Raw genomic sequence first — 22982 nt, 5'->3', positions numbered from 1 at the left:
GCCCGGACCATCGGACCGGGCAAACAAGACTTAGACAATGGAGGAAAAATCAGTGTTCAGGAAGATGACGATTGTGCTGGCGGCTTCAGTCGCGGCAATGCTGGCTGCGACCAATGCCGGGGTGGCGCAGACCAAGCTCAAATGGGCCCATGTCTACGAGACCTCGGAGCCGTTCCATACCGCCTCCGTCTGGGCCGCGCAGGAGATCGGCAAACGCACCAATGGGCGTTATCAGATCGACGTCTATCCGGCCTCCCAGCTCGGCAAGGAGACGGACCTCAACCAGGGCCTGTCGCTCGGCTCGGTCGACATCATCATCTCCGGCTCGAGCTTTGCCGCAAAGAGTTTCCCGCCGATCGGCGTGACCTACTATCCCTACACTTTCCGCGATGCCAACCATCTCCTGGCCTACACCAAGAGCGACATCTTCAAGGAGCTCGCCAAGGGCTATGAGGACAAGAGCGGCCATCACATCATCGCGGTGACCTACTACGGCGTGCGCCAGACTTCGTCGAACAAGCCGATCAAGACTTGCGCCGACTTGAAGGGCCTCAAGATGCGCGTCCCTGACGTGCCGGCCTATCTCGCGATGCCGCGGGCCTGCGGCGCCAACACCGCGCCGATCGCGTTCGCGGAGGTCTATCTCGCGCTCCAGAACGGCACCGTCGAGGCCCAGGAGAACCCGCTGACCACGATCGAGGCCAAGAAGTTCTACGAGGTGCAGAAGCACATCGTTCTGACAGGCCACATCGTCGATCACCTCAACACGGTCGTGTCGGGCGCGCTCTGGAAGAAGCTCAGCGACGAGGACAAGAAGATCTTCACCGACGTCGCCCAGGAAGCGGCTGCGAAGGCGACCGAGGAAATCAAGCAGAACGAAGCCAAGCTGATCGGCTTCTTCAAGGACAAGGGCCTGACGGTGACCGAGGTCGACAAGAATGAGTTCCGCGACACCGTGATGAAGAACGTTGCGTTCGAGAGCATGGGCTATCGCAAGGCCGACTGGGAGCGCATCCAGGCGGTGAAGTGACGGCGGGCCGTCGTTCCGGGGCTCGCGAAGCGAGAACTGTGGTGCGCAGTCGCGCACCTGAGAATCTCGAGATTCCGGGTTCGATGCTGACGCATCGCCCCGGAATGACGTGAGCCAATCACGCGCCGTCAGTTTTTGGGAGAAAACACATGTCCACCGCCGAAATGCACCGGCAGATCACCGCGGATGAGATCGCCCACACCTTCGAGGAAGAGGCGACGCCGAAGGTCGATCTCGGCCATTACGCCTTCGAGGACTGGTTGGCGCTCGCGATTTTCTGGGTGATGGCGCTCTGCGTCTTCCTCCAGTTCTTCACGCGCTACGTCCTCAACGACAGCTATGCCTGGACCGAGGAGATCGCGACCTATTGCCTGATCGGCGTGGTCTTCATCGGCTCGTCCATGTGCGTGCGGCTGTCGCGGCACATCCAGGTCGATCTCGTCTACCGCTATCTGCCGCACCTCGCGGCACGCGCGCTGTCGACCGTGATCGACCTGATCCGCATCGCGTTCTTCGGCTACGCCATCCGCCTGGTCTGGATCTACATCCAGGTGATTGGCGACGAGCCGATGACCACGATCAATTTTCCCAAGAACTATGTCTACTACCTCGCGCTGCTCGGCTTCGTGCTGATGTTCGTCCGGTCCGTGCAGGTGGCGCTCGAAAACTGGCGGCAGGGCTATTCGATCCTCGAACGCCCCGGCGCCTACGACGGAACGGAAGGGTGATGCCATGCTGCTACTGCTTGGGGGCTTTCTCATCCTGATGCTGCTTGGACTGCCCGTGGCGCTCGCCATGGCGGTGTCCTCGCTACTCTATATCCTGGTCAGCGGCGTGACGCCCGACGTCACGCTGGCGCAGCGCATGATCGCGGGCGTCGAGAGCTTTCCGCTGCTCGCCGTGCCCTTCTTCATCCTTGCCGGCAATCTCATGAACATCGCCGGCGTAACGGGACGCATCTACAAATTCGCGGTCGCGCTGGTCGGCTGGATGCGCGGCGGCCTCGGACACGTCAACATCATCGGCTCGGTGATCTTCTCCGGCATGTCCGGCACCGCGATCGCGGACGCCGCCGGTCTCGGTACCATCGAGATCAAGGCGATGAAGGACCACGGCTATACCACCGAATTCTCAGTCGGTGTCACGGCCGCGTCCGCCACGCTTGGTCCGATCATTCCGCCGTCGCTGCCTTTCGTGATCTACGGCATGATGGCCAACGTCTCGATCGGCGCGCTGTTTCTCGGAGGCGTGATCCCGGGTGTCGTCATGACGCTGTTCATGATGGCGACGGTCGCCTATTTCGCCCACAGGAATCGCTGGGGCAGCGACACGCCATTTTCCTGGCCGCAGCTTGGCTCGGCCGGTCTCGAAGTCATCATCGTCTTCAGCTTCCCGCTCGCGATCTGGCTGATGACGCTCGCCGGCGTCTCGACCAACATGGCCGTCGTCATCGGCCTCGGTGCGCTGCTCGCGATCGACTGGTACTTCGACTTCTCGGCGGTGATGGCGCTGATGGCGCCAGTGATCCTGATCGGCGGCATGACGCTCGGCTGGTTCACGCCCACGGAAGCAGCCGTCGCGGCGGTGATCTGGTCGCTGTTCCTTGGCATGGTGCGCTATCGCACCATGACGTTCAAGACGGTGGCGAAGGCGACCTTCGACACCATCGAGACAACGGCCTCGGTGCTGTTCATCGTCACAGCAGCCTCGATATTTGCCTGGTTGTTGACGGTGTCGCAGGCGGCGCAGACGCTCTCCGACTGGATGCTCAGCGTCACCCACAACAAATGGGTGTTTCTGCTGCTGGCCAACATCCTGATCCTGTTCGTCGGCTGCTTCATCGATACCATCGCGGCGATCACCATCCTGGTGCCGATCCTGCTGCCGATTGTGCTCAAGCTCGGCATCGATCCGATCCATTTCGGCCTGATCATGACGCTGAACTTGATGATCGGCCTGTTGCATCCGCCGCTCGGCATGGTGCTGTTCGTGCTTGCGCGGGTGGCAAAACTCTCCGTGGAACGCACCACCATGGCGATCCTGCCCTGGCTGGTGCCGCTGATCCTGGCGCTCATCGCCATCACCTACATTCCGGAGCTGACGCTCTGGCTGCCTAAATATATGGGACTCTCCAAATGACCTCAGTCGCTCTCGCTGCAACCCTGTTCGGACCCGAAGACCTGCGCATGATCGAGCACCCGCTCGAGAAGCTTGGCGAAGGCATGGTGCGCATCCGCTTCGGTGCCGGTGGCATCTGCGGTTCGGACATGCACTACTTCCGCCACGCCCGCACCGGCGATTTCGTCGTGAAGTCGCCGCTGGTGCTGGGACATGAGATCTCCGGCGAGGTCGTGGAGATCGCCGGAGCCGCGCCGAACCTGAAGGTCGGCGACCGTGTCGCCGTCAATCCGTCGCGCTGGTGCGGCCATTGCGTCGCCTGCCGCGAGGGCCGGCCGAACCTCTGCGAAAATATCTTCTTCATGGGCTCGGCGTCGAAAACTCCGCACATGCAGGGCGGCTTTGCCAATTACTTCGATGCGATCCCGGCACAGTGCGTGAGGATCCCGGATCACGTCTCCTATCAGGCCGCGGCGCTCGCCGAGCCGCTCGCGGTCTGCCTCCACGCCGTCGCGCGCGCCGGTGACGTCAAGGGCAAACGCGGTATCATCTTCGGTGCCGGGCCGATCGGACTGCTCACCATGCTCGCGGCGCGCCGCGCCGGCATGGCGGACGTCACGGTCGCCGACATCGCGCCCGCGCCGCTTGCCTTCGCAACCCGGCTCGGCGCATCCCACGTCGAGAACGTCTCGGGCGGCGAGGAAGGCCTGAGGGCGCAGGCCGCTGTGCGTCCCTATGACGTCGCGTTCGAGGTTTCGGGCACGGCTGCGGGCCTTGCCAGCGCCATTGGCATCGTGCGTCGTGGTGGCACGGTGGTGCAGATCGGCAACCTGCCGGGCGGCCAGATTCCGACGCCGGCAAATGCCGTGATGGCCAAGGAGATTGACCTGCGCGGCTCGTTCCGCTTCGGTTTCGAATTCGCAACCGCGGTGGAACTGATTTCCAATGGCAGCGTCGATGTGCTGTCGCTGGTCACGGCCGAGCGCCCCTTGTCGACGGCGCCCGATGCGCTCAGGCTGGCGCTCGACCGCTCGCAGAGCGTCAAGGTCGTGCTGACCGCGAACTGAGCCGGGAGGAATGTCATGATGCTGCAGGGATGGCGCTGGTACGGGCCCGATGATCCCGTGTCGCTCGATGATGTCAGGCAGGCCGGCGCGACGGACATCGTCTCCGCACTGCATCAGGTGCCGATCGGCGAGGCATGGACGCGCAAAGGCGTCGAGGAGCGCAAGAATTTCATCGAAAAGGGCCAGCCCGGCCGCACGCAACTGACCTGGTCGGTCGTGGAATCCATCCCGATCCCCGACGACGTCAAGCGGCTTGGGGCTAAGGCAACCCGCTCCATCGAGGCGTGGATCGCGAGCCTGGAAGCGGTCGCCGCCTCCGGCATCAAGATCATCTGCTACAACTTCATGCCGGTGGTCGACTGGTGCCGCACCGATCTCGAATGGGAAATGCCGAACGGCGCCCGCGCCATGCGCTTCGATCAGGATCGCTTTGCAGCATTCGAGCTGCACATCCTGAAGCGGCCAGCGGCACCTCAGGAATATTCGCCCGAAGCGCAGGCGCGTGCGAAAAAGCTCTTCGAAAAGATGAGCCAGGCGGACATCGATTATCTCATCACGGCCATCGCCAGCGCGCTGCCCGGTTCGACCACCGAGCCGATGACCATCCCGCAATTCCGCGACCGGCTCGAGCAGTACCGCGACATCACGCCCGAGATCCTGCGCCAGCATCTCGCCGAATTCCTCGCCCGCGTTGCGCCGGTGGCGGAACAGCTCGGCGTGTCGCTGACGCTGCACCCCGACGATCCGCCGCGTCCGTTGTTCGGCCTGCCGCGCGTCGCCTCCACGGCTGACGATTATCAGGCGCTGTTCGATGCCGTGCCGTCAAAGGCCAACGGCATCTGCCTGTGCACGGGCTCGCTCGGCGTGCGCGCCGACAACGACCTGCCGGCGATGGCGGAGCGCTTCGGCCCGCGCATCGCATTCGCGCATCTGCGTGCGACCAAACGCGAGGCCGACGGCCTGTCCTTCTACGAGTCCGATCATCTCGATGGCGACGTCGACATGGTCGCCGTGCTCAAGGCACTCCTGAAGGAGAACGCGCGGCGCGCGCCGGACAAGCAGATCGTCTTTCGCCCCGACCACGGCCATCGCATGCTCGATGATCTCGCCGCGACCAAGCGCACCAATCCCGGCTACACTGCGATCGGCCGCCTGCGCGGCCTCGCCGAGCTGCGCGGAGCGATCCGCGCGATCACGCATCAATAGCAGGCGGTCATCAGATCGAGCTTGGGATACAGCTGATCGATCGCCGCGATCTCGCTGCGCATCTGGCCGATGATCCAGTCGCGGATTTCGGCGGCAAGGGGCCGCATCGGTCGGTTGCGCGGCGGCAGGAATTCGCAAATGCGGCGCGTGGTGGTGAGCGCGTCGGACGCGGGGACCAGGGCGCCGGTGAGCAGCCAGTGCGAGGTGACGGTCAGCCAGCCGAGCGCGATGCCCTGGCCGAGCAGCGCGGCCTGCACCACGACGGCATAATCGGTGAAGCTCAGCGCCTTGGATGGACCACGGCGCTTCGTGAGAAACTTTGGATAATCCGCCGCCCAATCGCCCGGCGTCTCGGCGAGACGAATGACGGTATTGCCTTCCGCAGGCTCCACCTCGCTGATGTAAGTGGGGCTGCACACCGGCAACATGACTTCTTTCATGACCAGCGTGCCGCCGGAGTAAGGCTCCTCGCTGTCGCGAAAGCGCATGCCGAGATCGACATTCTCGACGGGCCCGCGCAGCGCCCCCGAGATGAGCTGGAAGCGAAGGTCGACTTGAGGAAAATGCCGCTGCAGCTTGTCGATGCGCGGCATCAGCCAATGCGTGGTGAAGGCGGAAGAGACGGAGAGGGTGACCGTCTCGGTACCCTTGCGCCGTCGCTCGATCTCGATCAGCCCGGTCTCGATGCTGCGAAAGCCCTCGAGCACGCGGCGATACAGCAGTTCGCCTTCCTCGGTGAGCACCGCGCGCCCCGCCTTGCGGTCGAACAGGCGAACGCCGAGATGCTCCTCGAACTGGCCGAGCATCCGGCTCACCGCAGGCTGCGTGACGTTCAACTCCGCCGCCGCAGCAGTGAAGCTGCCGTTGCGCGCCGCTGCGTCGAAGACGAACAGGGCGTTTGAGGAGGGCAGCATTCGGCGGAGCTCGGGCATAACTTGATGTTATGCGGCCGGTAAGAATTTGGCAATTGCCGAGTTTTGCCAACTCTGGTGTCATTGGCATGACAGGCTAAAGACAAGGCTTGGGAGAGAAGATTGCGTGCTCATGAAGCTGCAATCGCAAGCTGATCCTACGGCCAGTCTATAAAACAAGCTTATGGCGTGCAGTGAGGCGCGCCGCCTAGGGTGTGACGAGGATCGATCGTTGGACAAACGAGCGGAAAGCGTCGAGATCAGGTCCGCAAGCAAGGCTTACGGCGCGGTTCGCGCCCTCGATGACGTGTCACTCAATGTCGGCGCCGGGGAGTTCGTCTCGCTGCTCGGCCCGTCCGGTTCCGGCAAGACCACGCTGCTCGGCATCCTCGGCGGCTTCATCCTGCCTTCCTCCGGCTCGATCCATTTCGGCGGCCGCGACGTCACCTACATGCCGCCGCACAAGCGCGAGATCGGCGTCGTCTTCCAGAACTACGCGCTGTTCCCGCATATGAGTGTCGGCGAGAACGTCGCCTTTCCCTTGCGCGCCCGCCGCCTGCCGAAATCGACCTGGCCCGACAGGGTGCGCGCCGCACTCGCCATGGTGGGGCTGTCCGGCTATGAGCATCGCGGCATTGCGCAGCTCTCTGGCGGCCAGCGCCAGCGCGTGGCGCTGGCGCGCGCCATGATTTTCGAGCCGCAACTGATCCTGATGGACGAGCCGCTCTCAGCGCTCGACAAGCAGCTCCGCGAATCCATGCAGATCGAGCTGCGGACGCTGCATAAGCGCATCGGCGCCACCATCATCTACGTCACCCATGACCAGCGCGAGGCGCTGACCATGAGCGACCGCGTCGCCGTGATGAAGGACGGCAAGCTGATACAGATCGACGAGCCCGCGCGCCTGCACGACCATCCAGCGGATTCCTTCGTCGCGAGCTTTATCGGCGAAGCCACGCTCTTGCCCGTCCGCCGCATTGATTCATGCAGCGTCGCGCTCGGCAATTCCGTGCTGCGCAGTGCCCGAGCTATCCCACCGGGCGATGCGCTGATGCTCGCCGTGCACAGCGAGAAGCTTCTGATCGACGATGGCGCGGGCGATGGGGCCTGCAACCGGCTGACCGGTACCGTCACCGACATCGTCTACCAGGGTGAGAGCCTGCGTATCTTCCTCAGCCTTGCCGACGGCTCTGCGCTCAGCCTGCGCCAGCCGACCTATCACGAGGCCTATCGCCGCATTCCGCCGGTCGGCGGCAATCTCATCGTCACCCTCCACCCCGAGGACACCATCGTCGTGCCGAGGGTGGACTAGATCCCACCTCGTTCCAACCAAAGAGAAGAAGCCCAATGTCATCCCAAGCCCCGTTCAACAATTTCAAGGTCCTCACCTTCGACGTCGTCGGCACCTTGATCGATTTCGAGGCCGGCGTGCTATCGGCGGTGCGCAGGATCTCGGGCAAGACGCCGGCCGAGCTCAGCGACGACAAGATCTTCGCCTCCTACAAGCGCGGCCGCGATGCGCATCCCGAACGCTCGAGCGAGGTGATGTTCCACGTCTATCGCTACCTCGCCAAGGAACTGGGCCTGCCGGCCGACGATGCATCCTGCGACGTGTTCCAGCTCGCGGTGCTGCGCTGGGCTCCGTTCGCGGATTCAGTCGAGGCCTTGAAGCGCCTGCGCACGAAATTCCGCCTGGTCGCGATGACCAATGCCGATCGCGTCGCGCTGTCCTGCTACGCGCATGCGCTCGGCAATCCCTTCGACGACACCGTCTGCGCCGACGAGACTGGTGTTGCAAAGCCAAATCCGGAATTCTTCGCCTACAATAAAGGCCGTCAGTCGGCGTTCGGCTACAAGCAGTCGGACATCCTGCACGTCGCGCAGAGCCAATACCACGACATCGGGATCGCGCGGAAACTTGGCTACAAGGTGTGCTGGATCGAGCGGCGCCAGGGGCTCGCCGGCTTCGGCGGAACGCCGGAGGTGCCGACGCTGACCAAGCCCGACTTCCATTTCCCAACCATGAAGGCCTTTGCCGACGCCGCCATCGGCGCAGTGTGAGCATGAGCGGACGCATGACAGGGTATTGGACCGCGCAGCCATCCGTCAACTCGCTCTGGGCGAGCACGGCGGAGCCTGCTCGCGAGTTTCCGGTCCTGTCAGGCGAGCATCAGGCGGATGTGGTGATCATCGGCGCGGGCTACACCGGCCTGTCCGCGGCGCACCACATTGCCAAGAGCGGTCTGTCGCCGGTCGTGCTGGAGGCGAACCGCCCCGGCTGGGGCGCGAGCGGGCGCAATGGCGGGGTGATCACCGCAAAGTTTCGCCTGTCGTTCCGCGAGATCGACGCCGCGCATGGCCGCGCCATGGCCAAGCGAATGTACGAGATCGCGCATGAATCAGCCGACATCGTCGAGGAGCTGGTTGCTGAATTCGGCATCACCAGCGCGGCGTTGACGCGGACCGGCCAGGTCAAGGCCGCGCACAACGAGACGACGTTGAAGGCCGCGATCAATGAGGCCGACTGGATGAAGCGCGAGATGGGCGATGCGGAGGTCCGCATCCTCGACGCCAGGGGCGTGCGCGATGAGACCGGCTCGGACATCTTCGTCGGCGGCGTGCTCAATCCCGGCTCCGGCGGCATCCATCCGCTCAACTATGTGCGCGGCCTCGCCGACGGTGTGGCGCGCCGCGGCGTCGCCGTCTTCCAGGACACGCCGGTCCTCAAGCTGCGACGTGAGCAAGGCGGCGTCGTCGCCGAGACGCCGCAAGGCGTGGTGCGCGCAAAGCAGGCGATCATCGCCACCAACAGCTATTCCGATCTGACGGATGCGACGCGGCACTTGCAGCACACGCTGATCCCGTTCCGCAGCGCGATCATCGCAACCGACCAGCTGCCGCGCAATCTCGCGGGACGCCTGATGCCGACGGGCCGCACCTACACCGAGACCAAGCGCATGATGCGCTGGTTCCGCATGGTCGACAATCGCGTGATCTTCGGCGGCCGCGGAGCCTTCGGCAAGCAGGATTCGGAATCCGCCTTCGACGCGCTGCGCAAGGCGATGGTCGGCATCTTCCCTGATCTTGCGGACGTGCGGCTCGCGTTCAAATGGTCGGGCCTCGTCGGCATGACGCTGGACTCGGTGCCGCATATCGGCCGGCTCGACGAGCGCAGGCTGTTCGCCATGGGCTACAACGGGGCTGGCGTCGCGATGTCGAGCCTGATGGGCCGCTATCTCGCGGCCTTCGTCCGCGGCGAAAAGCCTGATGTCGGGCTGCTCGATGCGAGCCGCCTCAAGATCATTCCGTTCTATTCGTTCCGAGAACCCGCCGTGCGCATGGTTGCCGGTTGGTACCAGTTCCTGGACGCGATCGGACAGTGAGTTTCTTGTTGACGACAGAGGAGGCGAGGATGACGACGAAACTGGGCTTCATGTTTGGACATGCGCTGTTGGGCGCGTCGCTCGGCGCGTTTGGACTTACGTGCACGACGGCTGATGCCGCCGAGCAGATCACCTTCGTCTCGCAGGGCGGCGCCTATCAGCAGGCGCAGACGGTGGCGATCCTCGATCCCTCCGCCAAGAAGCTCGGCATCACCATCAACCAGGATTCCATTCCCGATGCCTGGCCCGCGATCAAGACGCAGGTCGGCAGCGGCAAGCCGATCTGGGACGTGGTCGACACGCCGACCGGCTATTGCCTGCGCGGCGGCGAGCAGGGGCTGATCGAGAAGCTCGATTTCTCGAAGATCCCGAACGCCGCTGCGATGCCTGAGGCCTATCGCAACCCCTATTCGGTATCCTACGAGTTCTACTCCAGCGTGCTCGCCTTCAGCCAGAAGACGTTCCCGAAGGATGCGCCCAATAGCTGGGCCGATTTCTGGGACGTCAAGAAATTTCCTGGCCGCCGAGCGCTGCGCAACCATCCCATTGCAACGCTTGAGGCTGCGCTGATGGCCGACGGCGTGGCGCCCGACAAGCTCTATCCGCTCGATGTCGACCGCGCCTTCAAGAAGCTGGAGGAGATCAAGCCCAGCATCACGGTGTGGTGGACCTCGGGGGCGCAGTCGGCGCAGCTCCTCAACGACGGCGAGGTCGACATGGAGATGGCCTGGAACGGCCGAGTCAGCGCGGTCGCCAAGGAAGGCGCCAAGGTCGCCTTCACCTACAACCAGGGCATTTTGCAGAGCACCTCGCTCTGCATCCTCAAGGGCGCGCCGAATCTCGAGACGGCGGTAAAGTTCCTCAATGAGGCTGTCGATCCCGTGCATCAGGCCAATTTGCCGCTGAACATCGACTACGGCCCGGGCAACCCGAAGGCGTTCGATACCGGCGTGATCAAGCCGGAGCGCGCCGCGCAATTGCCGAGCGAGCCCGCGAACGCGGCGAAGCAAGCGCTGATGTCCTATGCCTGGTGGTCGTCGCCGGCAGGCGAGGCGGCCGAGAAGCGCTGGGCCGCGTTCATGCAGAAGTGAGCCAACCGGTTCGGCGGCTGCCGAACCGGACCGATCAACCAGCGAGGCAGCGTTGACGACATCAAAACCAGATCCTTCGCTCAGGCATCAGCGCCGTGAGGACGGCCTGATGCTGGCATTGGTGTCGCCGGCGCTGCTTGTCATCCTCCTTCTGATCGTACTGCCGGTCGGCTGGCTCGCGTGGCAGTCGATCTATCACGACGGCTTCACGCTCGAGCACTATCGCCGCATTCTGAGCGAGGACATCTACTGGCGCAGCTTCGCGCTGACCTTCGAGATCAGCCTTCTGGTGACGGTGCTTGCGCTCGTCCTCGGCTATCCCGTGGCCTATGCCGCGAACGCGGTGTCCAAGGCGTGGAGTGTCGTCATCCTGGCGCTAGTCGTGCTGCCGTTCTGGACCAGCGTGCTGGTGCGTGCCTATGCGTGGCTCGCGCTTCTCCAGCGCACCGGCGTGATCAACCAGTTCCTGCGCTACCTCGACGTGATCGGCGAGCCGCTCGCGCTCGTCCACAACACTTTTGGCACGGTGGTCGCGACCGTGCACATCCTCTTGCCTTTCATGGTGCTGCCGCTCTACGCCACCATGCAGAAGATCCCCAACGATTTGATGCAGGCCGGTGCGAGCCTTGGTGGCAGTCCGGCGTTCACCTTCTTTCGCGTCTTCCTGCCGCTGTCGCTGCCCGGCGTGCTCGCCGGCTCGACCATGGTCTTCGTGCTGTGCCTCGGTTTCTATATCACGCCGGAGCTGCTCGGCGGCGGGCGCACGGTGATGGTGTCGATGCTGGTGAGCCGCAATGTCGAGCTCTACAACCAGTTCGGGGCGGCGAGCGCGGTCGCCGTGGTCCTCCTCCTCAGCGTCCTCCTGATCTTCTTCGTCGTCAGCCGCTTCATCTCGCTCGATCGCGTGTTGGGGCAGAAATGAGAACAATTTCGCCCGCCCGGATCGTCTTGATCGCGGCTACCGCGCTGGTGCTGATCTATCTGATCCTGCCGGTGTTGATCATCGTGCCGATCTCGTTCTCCAGCGCGCGCTTCCTGACTTTCCCGCCGCCTTCGCTGTCGTTGCGCTGGTATCAGCAATATTTCTCAAATCCGGCCTGGATGCAGGCGACGCAGGTGACGCTGATCGTCGCGGCCTTCACGGTCGTGATCGCGACGCCGCTCGGCGTCGCCGCGGCCTACGCGATCAGCCAATCGAAACTGCGCGTTATGCGCGTGATCCACATGGCGCTGCTCTTGCCGCTCGTGGTGCCGATCATCATCACTGCGGTCGGCATCTTCTTCATCTATGCCCGCGTCGGCCTGGTCGCGACCCTGCCGGGCCTCGTGCTCGCCAACGTGATGCTGGGCCTGCCTTACGTCGTCATCTCCGTGCTGGCGGGCCTGCAAAGCTTCGATCCCGCGCAGGAGATGGTCGCGCGCAGCCTCGGCATGAATCGGTTGCGCAGCTTCTTCGCGGTGACGCTACCGCAGATCAAGTCGAGCGTGGTGGCGGGCGCGATCTTCGCCTTCATCTCGGCGATGGACGAGACCATCATCGCGCTGTTCATCTCGGGCGGCCAGTACCAGCCGCTGACCAAGCGCATGTTCACCGCGCTCCGCGACGAGATCGATCCGACCATTGCCGCGATCTCGACGCTGATGACGGCGGCGTCCTTCATGCTGGTCCTACTGGCGAGCGCCCGGCAGCGGAAGAGCGGATGAGGCCGCTCATCGGGACCCTTCCCACCAAACTATCGAAAACAACCCCATGCAAAGTAGAACGGCGATTCGCCGGCGGGGATGCCTTGCGCCGCGTAAGGCATTGGCACGTCGAGTAAATCAGCGAAACAGGCGCATCAGCGCGGACTCGATTGCTCCGCTGCGCTTGCAATGATGAACTTGTGAAGGGCGCTCACCATATTCTCGGTGTCATCGCCCTCCTGGTGCGCAATTACACACTGGAGCGGCGATCCAGTATTCCTACGGGGAGGCCGCGGCGTACAGGGCGTGTACTCATCTGTGGACGCCCCGCGAGATGCAAGCGGTTTTAGTCGACGCTCGCCGCCGTGCCGCTGGTCTCAAGGCACGGCGGCGTTCACTCACGTCACCGCGCGCTGCCCGTGGTAAGCTCTTGCGGGTGCACCGGGATCATGAGGTGTTCGTTGGGCTTGCCAGGGAACATGACGAAGGGCTGCGTCGCGTCTTTGACATCCAGATCGCGTGGATAAGGACTGAGCATCTCGTGTGCTGCGCCGCCGACGATCATCACGTGCGGCCCGGTCTGGACCCAATGCTGGTGCGTGTGCCGTTCGGTGAAATCGTGATTGCTCGTGCCGGTGTCACCGGCAAGCATGAAAATTAGGCCAATCTTATTCGGCGGAGCCTGATTGGCTTGCAGAGCTTTCCGCCATTCCATGGCGTTCTGGTCATCGCATTCGGGCGTTCCGTACTTGTCGATAAAGCACGTGAAACCGTTCGATCCGGTCTGGACGGTCTTAGAAGACCCATCCGGCTGCGGCATGGTGATCGTGGCGTTATTCACCACCGACGGCGGGGCCGCGGTCTTCGCCTTGGCGATATACTCTGGTTCGGTCTTCGGTACTTCCTCCGTCGGAAGAGACGATGCCGACGTAATCAGGGCTGCCGAAGCTACGCAGAACCCAACCGAGGCGAGAGCATAGAGCTTGTTCATGGCTTACCTCCTTCAATGGGGTTGCCTCCATAGTGATGTAAAATGTCCAGCGGGATGCATCGAGAGACGAGAGGAGCGAACCTCAATGCAATCTCGATCAAGGTTTGTCTTCATCGACTTGATCTTGGTTCAGACTTCGCAAGTGACAACAACTCTGCCCTATGTCGGCGGATGGAATCGCATCGTCACTGGCTAAGCAGGTGGGCTAATATCAAGAGCTGAGCTGCTGTCGGTTTTGACGCGCCCTGGATTCCCCGCTTTCGCGGGAATGACAGCTGGGATGTGGAAGCTCTTCCGGCCCCGACGCAAGCCGTCCAAACGGACGGCCCGGCCGCTACCCGGTGCTCTTTGCCCCCAACCAGGCCAAAATCATCTCCACGATCTGCGTCCGGCTCTTCGCCAGCACCTTGGGCTCGCTCAGATCGCGGTCGAACAGGGCGCCGAAGGTGTGGCGGTTGGCGACGCGGAAGAAGCAGTAGGAGCTGATGGCAAGATGCAGGTCGACGGCGTCGACGTCGTTGCGGAAGACGCCTTCCTTGCGGCCGCGCGCGAGGATCCGGTCGAGCGTCGTGATCACGCTGGCGTTGAGCTGGCGCAGTTGCGGATTCTGCTTCAGGTGCTTGCCGTGGTGGATGTTTTCGATGCTGACGAGGCGGATGAAATTCGGATTGCGCTCGTCGTGGTCGAACGTCGCCTCGATCAGCCGCCGCAGGCCCTCGCGCGCGTCGCAGCGCTCGATGTCGAGCTGGTCCTCCAGCGCGCGGATGTTGCGATAGGCCTCCGCCAGCACCGCGAGATAGAGCTGCTCCTTGCCGCCGAAATAGTAGTAGATCATCCGCTTGGAGGTGCGGGTGCGCGCTGCGATCGCGTCGACCCGCGCGCCGGAGTAGCCCTCTGAGGCGAATTCCTGCGTCGCCACTTCGATGATGTCACGCTTGGTGCGCTCGGGGTCGTTGGTGCGCTTGTGGGCAGGGGGCATGCGCTTCAGCATCACGGTTTCTCCCGCCATTTTCTATGGATCACCTTGAAGGTGAAGGCAAATTTCGTAACCCCAGGCACGGCTTCGATGCAACCTTGCCTAAACGTACTAGTTCGTACATTATGAGCGAAAGCGAGTGACGGCAAGTCACCGCAAAGCACGGGGCAGCCAAGAAGGTCGCCGCCAACGGACGCGGGATCTGCCGCGCATCACACGGGGAGGAATTTTCATGACGTTGACGTCAACCGCATCGCTGCACGCGCCCGTCACAACGGAAGCCGCGCAGAACAAGCTGCCGAAGCGCGCGGCGCTCGTCAGCTTCGTCGGCAGCATGCTCGAATACTACGACTTCTTCATCTACGGTACTGCGGCCGCGCTGATCTTTCCAAAAGTGTTCTTCGCCAATGTCGATCCCGCGACCGCGACGCTGCTCGCGCTGCTCTCCTTCGGCATCGGCTATATCGCGCGCCCCGTAGGCGCCGTCATCCTTGGCCATTTCGGCGACCGTATCGGGCGGAAGACGGTGCTCTTGTTCACGCTCGTGCTGATGGGCGGCTCGACGCTCGCGATCGGCTTGTTGCCGGATGCGAAGGCGATCGGCAATGCCGCACCGATCATTCTGACGCTGCTGCGGCTGCTGCAGGGCCTGTCGGCCGCCGGCGAGCAGAGCGGGGCGAACTCGCTGACGCTCGAGCATTCCGCCAACTCCAACCGCGCCTTCTTCACGAGCTGGACGTTGAGCGGTACGCAGGCGGGCGCGATCCTGGCGACGCTGGTGTTCATCCCGGTTTCGAGCCTGCCGGAGGATCAGCTTCTGAGCTGGGGCTGGCGCATTCCGTTCCTGCTCTCGGCACTGGTGCTGCTGGTCGCTTATCTCGTGCGGCGGACGATGCCGGAGACGCCGGTCTTCGAAGAGATCAAGGACAGGGCGCAGGTCGCGCGCTTCCCCGTGGTCGCGCTGCTGCGCGACTACTGGCCGGACGTACTGCGCGTCATCGTCTGCGCGCTGATCGCAACCGTCAGCACCATGACCGCCGTGTTCGCGCTCGGCTACGCCACCAGCAAGTTCGGCGTGGCGCGCCCGACCATGCTGTGGGCCGGCGTGCTCGGCAACGTCACGGCGCTGATCACCCAGCCGCTCTGGGCGCTGCTCGCCGACAGGATCGGCCGCAAGCCGGTGTTCATCGGCGGCGTGCTCGGCTGCGCGGTGCTGCTGTTCCCGTACTTCATGTTGATTACCTCGGGCAACGCGATCGCGATCTTCGCCGCCGCGACGATCCTCTCGGGCGTCGTCTATGCCGCGCCGAACGCGATCTGGCCGTCCTTCTATGCAGAAATGTTCGAGGCGCGCGTGCGTTATTCCGGCACCGCGATCGGGACGCAACTCGGCTTCCTCGCCGCCGGTTTCACGCCGCTGGTGAGCGCGAGCCTGGTCGGCGAGGGGCCGAACGGCTGGATTCCGGTCGCGATCTTCGTCGCCGCCTGTTGCGTGATCTCGGCCGCGGCCGCCGCGACGGCGCGCGAGACGCATACGGTCGACATCGCCGATCTCGGTCGGCGGCGCGGTTAGAGCAGAGGCGACGTTCGCATGTTGACGCAGACAGTTTCGACCACGAACGGGCCGGTCCGCGGCCTCGAGCAGAAGGGCGTGCGCGCCTTCAAGGGCGTGCCCTATGCGACCGCACGGCGCTTTGCGAGAGCGGTGCCGCCGCGCGCGTGGTCCGAGCCGATCGCCTGCACGGCCCACGGCGCCTACGCGCCGCAGCCCGGCCATCTCGATCAGGCGAATGAGCCCGCCTGCCTCACCCTGAACATCTTTGCACCGGCCGCGGTCGATCGGCCATTGCCGGTGCTGTTCTTCGTTCATGGCGGCGCCTTCGTCACCGGCGGCGGCGCCGACTATGACGGCAGCTTCCTCGCCGCGCAGGGGCCGGCCGTCATCGTCACCATCAACTACCGGCTCGGGCCGCTCGGCTTCCTGCAACTGCATCGCCTCGGCGGTAGGCTGGCGGAGGCCAACAATCTTGCGATGTCGGATGCGCTCACCGCGCTCGACTGGGTGCGCGCCAACATCGCGGGTTTCGGCGGCGATCCCGATGCGCTGACGCTGTTCGGCCAATCGGCGGGCGCGTCCATGGTGATCGCGCTGGCAACCCTGCCTCAGGCGAAGCACAAGTTCGCGCGCGCCATCGCCTTCAGCGCGCCGGGCCGCGGCATCATGAACCCCGCGCATGCCGATGAGGTGGCGCGGCGCGTGATTGCGGAGCTCAGGCTGGAAAACGATGCGAGCGCCATCGCGGCCGTGCCGCTGCCGCAGCTCTTCGCGGCGGTGGAAAGCGTCGGTCGCAGGCTGGCGGATGAAACGGAATCCGGCACCGTGTTCGGCCCGGTGCTGGACGGTGTGGTGATCCCCCGCGATCCGATCGACGCCATTGCCGGCGGCGCACTCCGCGACGTACCGCTTTGGCTCGGCTCCTGCCGCGACGAGATGGTGATGTTCCTGAAGAGCACGCCGCCTGCCGCGATGATCCGCGTCACCGAGCGGCACATCCGCGCGTCCTTCGGCGACGCCGGCTTCGAGCGCCTGCTCGCCTGCTATAGTGCGACCGCGCGTGCGGATGAGGATCCCTACGAGGCGCTGCTGTCGGATGCCTTCTGGCATCGGCCGCTAGCCGCGATTGCACGCCATCAGAGTGCGGCCGGCGGTGCCGTTTGGCTGAACCGGTTCGATCATCGTCCGGCGCTGGAGCCTTTCCTGTCGCAAGGGCCGACGCACGGCGCGGACAATGCCTGCGTCTGGGCGCACCTGCCTTACTTCATCCATCGCCCCATCCTTCGGCGCAAGGGCGGCCCGATGACACCTGGCGATATTGAAGTTGCCATGCGCCTCCAGGCCAGCATGCTGCGCTTCGTCGCGACCGGTTCACCTGATACGGCCGACGCCTGGCCGCGCTTCGAGCTCGGCAAGGAACCTCTCGCCATCTTCGACCGTCCCTTCCATATTGGTAGCCTCAACGAAGGCAAGCGCTTCCGCCTGTGGGCGGAGCTGCTGGCGCAATTTGTAGTACCGCAGACAGCCAAGCGGAAAGTTCACGGCCAGCCAGAGCGTGACCATTCGTGCGGCCAAGCGGGCCACACGACAATGTCCTAAAGCGCGATGAGTATGGGATGAATCGCCATCGCGCTATAGGTTGTTGGTTGAACATGATCTCCGCGCAAACCGCGTTCCGCGTTTGTCGCGAGGGAAAACCGCTCCACCTTTTGCGCTAACGCGGCCCTTCGGGTCCGGATCATGCTCTAGGTGTCCGTTGACGTGCGATCCGCCTCGTTGGCAATCCAGTTGGCAAACCGATTCACGCGCTTGTCGCCGGTCAAGACGGCCTGCCAGCGGATAATATGTGTCTTGCTGGACGGCATGTCCCACTTCGGCGGCAGCAAACGGCACAGCCTGCGCTCAGCCATTGCGTCCTGAACGAGCAAGGAGCGCGCAAGGACAACGCCCGCGCCCTCGATCGCCGCAGCGAGCGCCAAACTCAGAGAGCTGAAGCGCATGCCCTCTGGCACCTGCGTTTTTATCCCGAGCCTCTCAAACCACACCGGCCATGACCACTCGGCACCGTCGTTCCGGCCAAATGGTCCCTTGTGGATGATCGGCAGGCCGGCAAACTTGAGCGGGTTCGACAGCGGTCGAGCTCGTCGAACAAGGCGCGGCGCTGCAACCGGAAAGACCCGCTCATTGAAGAGCAAGCGCTGCGTGGAGTTGGATCGCGCTGTGGATTTGGGCAGCCACAGGATGAGAACGTCAACATCTGCGGCACGCATCTGCGCTTCGCTTTCAAGGACGACGAGTTCGAGCCCAATGTCCGGGTTCGACGCCGCGAATCCTGGCAATCGACGCGCCAGCCAATAGTGCGACAGCGCTGCTCCGACACCGATTTTCAGGTTCGCCGGCCGAGCCGCAGCTCTGAATCGAGCCCGGAGACTCGCCATGTCATCCAGCAGTCTAACAATATTCTCCAGCAACGAGATGCCGGCTGGCGTCGGCGCCAGCCCGGTGCCAGTGCGATTGAACAACGGCGCGCCGACAAAAGCTTCGAGCTTTTTCAGGCGATGACTGATCGCACTCTGTGTGAGACGGAGCTCGCCGGCTGCGAGCGTCATGCTGCGATGGCGCGCGGCCGCTTCAAAGGCGACGAGGCCGTCAAAGGGAGGAAGAGTTCGCATCCTGTAACTATGAACCAGATTCATGATGATGTGAACGGGTGATCATGCTTTCTCGGCCATCACTCTTGATCGAGATGAATGTCGAGATGTCGCCGAGCCAACCACAAGCCAGATCGATGGAAACTGCGCAGCCGATTTCCATGTGGCCGGCGCTTGCTTTGGGCTTGGCCGGTTTCTTGAGCAATTTCGACGTCACAGCGGTCGTCGTCGCCTTACCGGCAATTTCGCGCGAACTGGAGCTCGGAATCGCCGGCTATGCGTGGCTCATGGATGCCTACAGCCTTGCGTTCACAGGCTCGCTCTTGGTCGCCGGAGCGCTGTCCGACCGATACGGCCGTCGCAAGGCGATGCTGCGCGGCAACCTCGTATTCGCTGCGGCATCTCTGATGTGCGCCCTGGCATGGGATGGCCTGTCGCTGTCGCTTGCACGCGCGGCCCAGGGTGTTGGGGCCGCCTTCGTGATCACTGGTGGCATCGCTCTGATCGCCACGACATATCCGCAGGCGGTGTCGCGGACACGTGCCTTTTCCTGGCTTGGCGTCATGTCCGGAATAGCGATGGCATTGGGGCCAACGCTCGGCGGCATCGTCGCGTCCTGGTTCGGATGGCGATGGATATTCCTGGCAAACATTCCTGCGTGCGCCCTTGTCGCATGGAGTGTCCCGCGTGTCGTGAACGACGCGCGTGAAGCTTTGCCGCGCCCCGTCGACGTTTCCGGAATGGCCATCCTCACCGGCGCCCTCTTCATGCTGATCGAGTCTCTGCTGCATGGTCGATCTTCGCCGATGGCGTTTTGGTCGGGGTCTGGCTTTGCCATTTTGCTGCTCGGTGCCTTCGTCCTCCAGCAACGTAGGCGCGCCCAACCCATCTTCGATCCGGCTGTGTTCTTGAACAGGGCGATGGCGGGGATAGCACTGCTCCTCACATCGGTCTCGATTGGGTATTGGGCTTTGCTCGTCTACCTGCCGCCGTTTCTCGCCACCGCTTTCGGCCTAAGTGACGATGCAGGCGGAATAGTCATGCTCGCGGCAACCCTTCCAATGTTGTTGTTGCCACCGGTCGGCGGCCGGAGCGTCACCGCGCTTGGATGGCGACGGCATTTCGTATTGGCCCTTTCCCTCATGACCACGGGGAGCGCGACCTTCATTGCAGCGCTGATTTCAAACGATCCGCCGCCATCATGGTTGGTCGTGGCAGCAATGTTCCTGAGCGGCACTGGAGCCGCCCTGGCCCATCCTCAGCTATCCGGCGCCGTGGTCGCGTTGGCACCAATCGAGCAGGCGGGCATGGCGTCGGCTGCCACCGTCGTCGTGCGACAAGCGAGCTTTGCCATCGGCATTGCCGCACTGGGTGCCTTGCTCAGTACTGCGGATCGGGCCGACGCCTACATGTTGCTCTTCGCGGGCGCGGCCATGGTCTGTGGATTGGGAACCCTCTCGGCCGTCACGCTGCTTCCTTCGAAGCCGCTGCCACTGTAGGGCAATGACGGGAGCAATGTCGTATGTGGCCTAGCGGTTCGCGGCCGTATCCACCTGGTTCACACTAGCCGCCCCAACGACAGTAGGGCGTGCACCGATAGCTTCCGCCGTGCCAATGGCCCCAGTGCCAGCGCACTTGGACGACGTCACTCTCCTGCACCACCGGCTTGGCGCTCGAAGACAAAGGAGTGATCGGGGCAGCCATCGCAGGTGCGCCGAGTGATATCGCACCAATCACGAGAACCGCTGCAGGAATTCTGGCCATAGACATGACGTTGCTCCAATCCGCAACTTCCAACCATCATCAACTTGGCTGACCGCAATTCGTTGCACTCCGAGGAAGGTGGCCGGCCGTTCAGCCGTCGGCGTCGCGCAAAAAGATTGATTTATCTCAAGACGGTATCTGGAACGCGGGCTCAACCTTCGGAGGGCAGGGATAAGTCCGGACAATCGGGAGGTGATGCATGTACCGGCATATTCTCATTCCGACGGATGGGTCGGAGCTAGCGGAACATGGGGTGGCGCATGGGCTGGCGCTGGCGAAATCCCTTGGAGCCAAGGTATCCGTGATCTTCGTCGTGGAACCGTTTTCCGAATTGACGGGGCGGTTCCTTGAAGCCGTCGCAACATATGCCGAGCTGCGCAAGGAACAGGCCAGGAGCGTGTTGGATCGCGCGGCAAATGCGGCCAAGGCGGCTGGTGTTTCCTGCGAGACGATTCAGGTGGAGAGCGGACACCCCCATCAAGCCATCATCGCAGCAGCCGAGGACAAGGGCTGCGATCTCATCGTCATGTCATCGCATGGGCGCAGCGGGCTTTCCATGCTTCTCATCGGCAGCGTGACAAACAAGGTGCTGACGCAGGCGAGAATCCCCGTACTCGTTTGTCAGTGAGTGTGCAGACGGCTCGGTCAGTCAAATAAGCCCGCCCGATTTTCGCTTGGTCGCCGGAAGCTGACATCGACGGCTTTCCCCGAGTGAGCTCAGGGCTTGCCCTTCAGCGTGCGGTCGAAGAAGGCGAGCACTTCGGCCATCACCTCCGGATTGCTGCTGATCTGGCCAAAGCTGTGGCCGGAGCCTTCGACCCGGACGAAGGTGACGGGACGTTTGGTCGCCGTCAGCGCCGCGTAAAGGTCCTCGCTCTCGCTGATGGGAACGACGATGTCCTTGGTGCCGTGCACGATCAGCATCGGCGGCGTCATGTCGGAGATCTGCGCGATCGGATTGGCCTTCTTCACCTTTTCGGCGTTGGCGGGATCCTTGGCGTCGAAGCCGAGGAAGGCGCTCTCCACCGACATACCCGGGCTGCCGTTGACGGCGCTGGCGTCCATGCGATGGGAGAGGTCCATCGGGCCGTAGAAGATCACCGCCGCCTGCACGGCGCTGGACTGGCCGGCCCAGCGGTCGCTGTCATACTCCTTCATCTCGCCGGTGGTCGCCGCCATCGCCGACAGATGGCCGCCGGCGGAATTGCCCCAGACGGCGATATGATCGGGATCGATGTTGTAGGTCTTGGCATTGGCGCGCAGGAAGCGGATCGCGGTCTTCACGTCTTCGAGCGGCTTCGGGAAGTTCGCTTCGCCGATGATGCGGTAGTCGATCGCGGCGACGAGGTACCCGGCCTTGGCGATCGGGGAGAGTTGCGGGACCAGCGCCGCGCGGTCGATGCTGCGCCAGCCATTGCCGGAGACGAAGACGATCGCCGGCACCGGCTTGTCGCTGACCGGCTTGATGATGTCCATCATCAGATGGGGCCGCGCAAAGCCGTTCGGGATGTCGGTATAGGTGACGCCTGGCTGCAAGGTAGCGAGGTTGATCGGCACGCCGCCCTTGATCGTCTTCTCCTCGGCCCCGGCCGGGCTGACGATAGCAAAATGAGCGAGCGCTGCCGCTACGGCTGCGCCGACGATGACGCGCGGATGCCGCGTGATCATGAGATCCTCCCTTGGGAATATTTGTGCAGCGAACGTCGGCGATGCCGGCTTTTGCTGTCAATGACCAAGAGATTCCGCAGGCTGAACATGATGTTCAGCGCGCTGACAGGTGATGAGTTCGGGAGCGGTCGAGGCCTAGCGCAGGAAAGCGACCGGATTGGCGGCACGGTAGAAGAAATGGATCAGCGTGTTGATGTCGAACACCGGAAGGCCCGACACCTCGGCGACGTCCTTCGAGAACGGACACATGTTGGTGCATTCGAACAGAATTGCGCCGGGATTCTTGCAGGACGCCATGAAGGCTTCCGTCATCTCGATCATCTCGGCCCGCAGCACATCGGTGTCCAATTCCTCCCGGCCCAGAATGTAGGTTGCGGGGAACTGCGCGTCAGCCTTCATGCCCTGGACTTGAACGGAAATCTCGTCCTGCGACCAGCCGACGCCGCGGAAATGCCCCTCGTTCATGTGATGACCGCGCTCGGTGAAGAGGCCGATGACCTTGCCGGGTGGCAGCATGGCGTGGATCAGAGGCGCCTGGATCAGGCTCGACGTGAAGACCGGAATGTTCACCGCGGCGGTGATTTGTTTCTGGAATGGCGCAAGAAAGCCGCAACTCGTCGTGATCGCCTTCACGCCTTCTGCCTCCAGCTCGCGAGCGGCTGCGATGAACGGCTCGATCAGCGTCGGGTCGGGATGGTCGCGCATGATCCTGGTGGCATGGGCGCCGCGCACGATCTTGTAGCGCACCGGAAAATCATAGGAGAGCGCGTTGCCGATGTCGCCGCGTGGACGCGGGAAGCGGGTGTCGAGCATCAGAATGCCGATCGTCTCGCCGTAGTTCGTGTAGCCGCCACGCAGCTTCATGGTTCTTCTCCTCCGAAAAACCGG

The 22982-nt window shown here is 63.4% G+C and carries 21 protein-coding genes; 15 read left to right on the top strand and 6 right to left on the bottom strand.

The window, feature by feature from the left end:
* Positions 1 to 64: 64 nt before the first annotated feature.
* The 5 genes from YUU_RS0124285 (at position 65) to uxuA (ending at position 5421) form a co-directional block, all read left to right on the top strand.
* On the top strand, positions 65 to 1030 hold the full coding sequence (locus YUU_RS0124285) for a sialic acid TRAP transporter substrate-binding protein SiaP (protein WP_371260500.1): 966 nt from the start codon (positions 65 to 67) through the stop codon (positions 1028 to 1030).
* Positions 1031 to 1179: 149 nt separating this feature from the next.
* Positions 1180 to 1758 carry a TRAP transporter small permease gene (locus YUU_RS0124280; RefSeq protein ID WP_027524738.1) on the top strand — a complete coding sequence of 193 codons (579 nt, stop codon included), beginning with the start codon at positions 1180 to 1182 and terminating at the stop codon, positions 1756 to 1758.
* A 4-nt stretch (positions 1759 to 1762) separates the two neighbouring features.
* On the top strand, positions 1763 to 3169 hold the full coding sequence (locus YUU_RS0124275) for a TRAP transporter large permease (RefSeq protein WP_027524737.1): 1407 nt from the start codon (positions 1763 to 1765) through the stop codon (positions 3167 to 3169).
* The gene (locus YUU_RS0124270; protein ID WP_027524736.1) at positions 3166 to 4215 is read left to right on the top strand and encodes an L-idonate 5-dehydrogenase; all 1050 of its coding nucleotides are present in this window, start codon (positions 3166 to 3168) and stop codon (positions 4213 to 4215) included. The genes YUU_RS0124275 and YUU_RS0124270 overlap by 4 nt, the downstream gene beginning before the upstream one ends.
* Before the next feature lie 15 nt (positions 4216 to 4230).
* Positions 4231 to 5421 carry a mannonate dehydratase gene (gene uxuA, locus YUU_RS0124265; protein WP_084801524.1) on the top strand — a complete coding sequence of 397 codons (1191 nt, stop codon included), beginning with the start codon at positions 4231 to 4233 and terminating at the stop codon, positions 5419 to 5421.
* Here uxuA and YUU_RS0124260 read toward each other — a convergent pair.
* On the bottom strand, positions 5415 to 6353 hold the full coding sequence (locus tag YUU_RS0124260; RefSeq protein ID WP_027524734.1) for a LysR family transcriptional regulator: 939 nt from the start codon (positions 6351 to 6353) through the stop codon (positions 5415 to 5417). The two genes, uxuA and YUU_RS0124260, sit on opposite strands and share 7 nt — an antisense overlap.
* A 211-nt stretch (positions 6354 to 6564) precedes the next feature.
* Between YUU_RS0124260 and YUU_RS0124255 the strand changes: the two genes are divergently transcribed.
* From YUU_RS0124255 to YUU_RS0124230, 6 genes are all read left to right on the top strand, one after another.
* The gene (locus YUU_RS0124255; RefSeq protein WP_027524733.1) at positions 6565 to 7644 is read left to right on the top strand and encodes an ABC transporter ATP-binding protein; all 1080 of its coding nucleotides are present in this window, start codon (positions 6565 to 6567) and stop codon (positions 7642 to 7644) included.
* 35 nt (positions 7645 to 7679) lie between these two features.
* Positions 7680 to 8393 (top strand): HAD family hydrolase, encoded by a 714-nt coding sequence (locus YUU_RS0124250; protein ID WP_027524732.1) that lies wholly within the window; start codon positions 7680 to 7682, stop codon positions 8391 to 8393.
* Between the two features lie 14 nt (positions 8394 to 8407).
* Complete coding sequence (locus YUU_RS0124245; protein ID WP_027524731.1) at positions 8408 to 9715, top strand: FAD-binding oxidoreductase; 1308 nt, start codon at positions 8408 to 8410, stop codon at positions 9713 to 9715.
* Positions 9716 to 9744: 29 nt separating this feature from the next.
* Complete coding sequence (locus YUU_RS0124240; protein WP_027524730.1) at positions 9745 to 10806, top strand: ABC transporter substrate-binding protein; 1062 nt, start codon at positions 9745 to 9747, stop codon at positions 10804 to 10806.
* A gap of 109 nt (positions 10807 to 10915) precedes the next feature.
* A complete protein-coding gene (locus tag YUU_RS0124235; RefSeq protein ID WP_051389867.1) occupies positions 10916 to 11728 on the top strand; it encodes an ABC transporter permease in 813 nt (270 codons plus the stop codon).
* The gene (locus YUU_RS0124230; RefSeq protein WP_027524728.1) at positions 11725 to 12510 is read left to right on the top strand and encodes an ABC transporter permease; all 786 of its coding nucleotides are present in this window, start codon (positions 11725 to 11727) and stop codon (positions 12508 to 12510) included. The genes YUU_RS0124235 and YUU_RS0124230 overlap by 4 nt, the downstream gene beginning before the upstream one ends.
* Positions 12511 to 12892: 382 nt before the next feature.
* Here YUU_RS0124230 and YUU_RS51560 read toward each other — a convergent pair whose 3' ends face one another.
* Both YUU_RS51560 and YUU_RS0124220 read right to left on the bottom strand, forming a co-directional pair.
* A complete protein-coding gene (locus YUU_RS51560) occupies positions 12893 to 13480 on the bottom strand; it encodes a hypothetical protein (protein WP_051389866.1) in 588 nt (195 codons plus the stop codon).
* Positions 13481 to 13814: 334 nt separating this feature from the next.
* Positions 13815 to 14471 carry a TetR/AcrR family transcriptional regulator gene (locus YUU_RS0124220; RefSeq protein ID WP_027524727.1) on the bottom strand — a complete coding sequence of 219 codons (657 nt, stop codon included), beginning with the start codon at positions 14469 to 14471 and terminating at the stop codon, positions 13815 to 13817.
* A 217-nt stretch (positions 14472 to 14688) separates the two neighbouring features.
* Here YUU_RS0124220 and YUU_RS0124215 point away from each other — a divergent pair, with 217 nt between their 5' ends.
* A complete protein-coding gene (locus tag YUU_RS0124215) occupies positions 14689 to 16029 on the top strand; it encodes an MFS transporter (protein ID WP_027524726.1) in 1341 nt (446 codons plus the stop codon).
* A gap of 18 nt (positions 16030 to 16047) precedes the next feature.
* Complete coding sequence (locus YUU_RS51555; RefSeq protein WP_051389865.1) at positions 16048 to 17610, top strand: carboxylesterase/lipase family protein; 1563 nt, start codon at positions 16048 to 16050, stop codon at positions 17608 to 17610.
* Positions 17611 to 17756: 146 nt separating this feature from the next.
* Here the strand turns inward: YUU_RS51555 and YUU_RS0124205 are convergent, their stop codons facing one another.
* The gene (locus YUU_RS0124205; protein ID WP_035663188.1) at positions 17757 to 18707 is read right to left on the bottom strand and encodes a LysR substrate-binding domain-containing protein; all 951 of its coding nucleotides are present in this window, start codon (positions 18705 to 18707) and stop codon (positions 17757 to 17759) included.
* Between the two features lie 50 nt (positions 18708 to 18757).
* Between YUU_RS0124205 and YUU_RS0124200 the strand changes: the two genes are divergently transcribed.
* On the top strand, positions 18758 to 20161 hold the full coding sequence (locus tag YUU_RS0124200) for an MFS transporter (RefSeq protein WP_245288077.1): 1404 nt from the start codon (positions 18758 to 18760) through the stop codon (positions 20159 to 20161).
* A gap of 464 nt (positions 20162 to 20625) precedes the next feature.
* Complete coding sequence (locus YUU_RS0124195; RefSeq protein ID WP_027524723.1) at positions 20626 to 21054, top strand: universal stress protein; 429 nt, start codon at positions 20626 to 20628, stop codon at positions 21052 to 21054.
* Positions 21055 to 21143: 89 nt separating this feature from the next.
* On the opposite strand, the gene YUU_RS51550 is transcribed toward YUU_RS0124195, so the two are convergent.
* Both YUU_RS51550 and YUU_RS0124185 read right to left on the bottom strand, forming a co-directional pair.
* Positions 21144 to 22094 (bottom strand): alpha/beta hydrolase, encoded by a 951-nt coding sequence (locus tag YUU_RS51550; protein WP_051389863.1) that lies wholly within the window; start codon positions 22092 to 22094, stop codon positions 21144 to 21146.
* 135 nt (positions 22095 to 22229) lie between these two features.
* Complete coding sequence (locus tag YUU_RS0124185; RefSeq protein ID WP_027524722.1) at positions 22230 to 22958, bottom strand: aspartate/glutamate racemase family protein; 729 nt, start codon at positions 22956 to 22958, stop codon at positions 22230 to 22232.
* Positions 22959 to 22982: the final 24 nt, after the last annotated feature.

The sequence above is a fragment of the Bradyrhizobium sp. Ec3.3 genome, assembly GCF_000472925.1.
In the GTDB taxonomy this organism is placed as follows: domain Bacteria; phylum Pseudomonadota; class Alphaproteobacteria; order Rhizobiales; family Xanthobacteraceae; genus Bradyrhizobium.
This window is presented reverse-complemented; position numbering and strand designations above follow the sequence as displayed.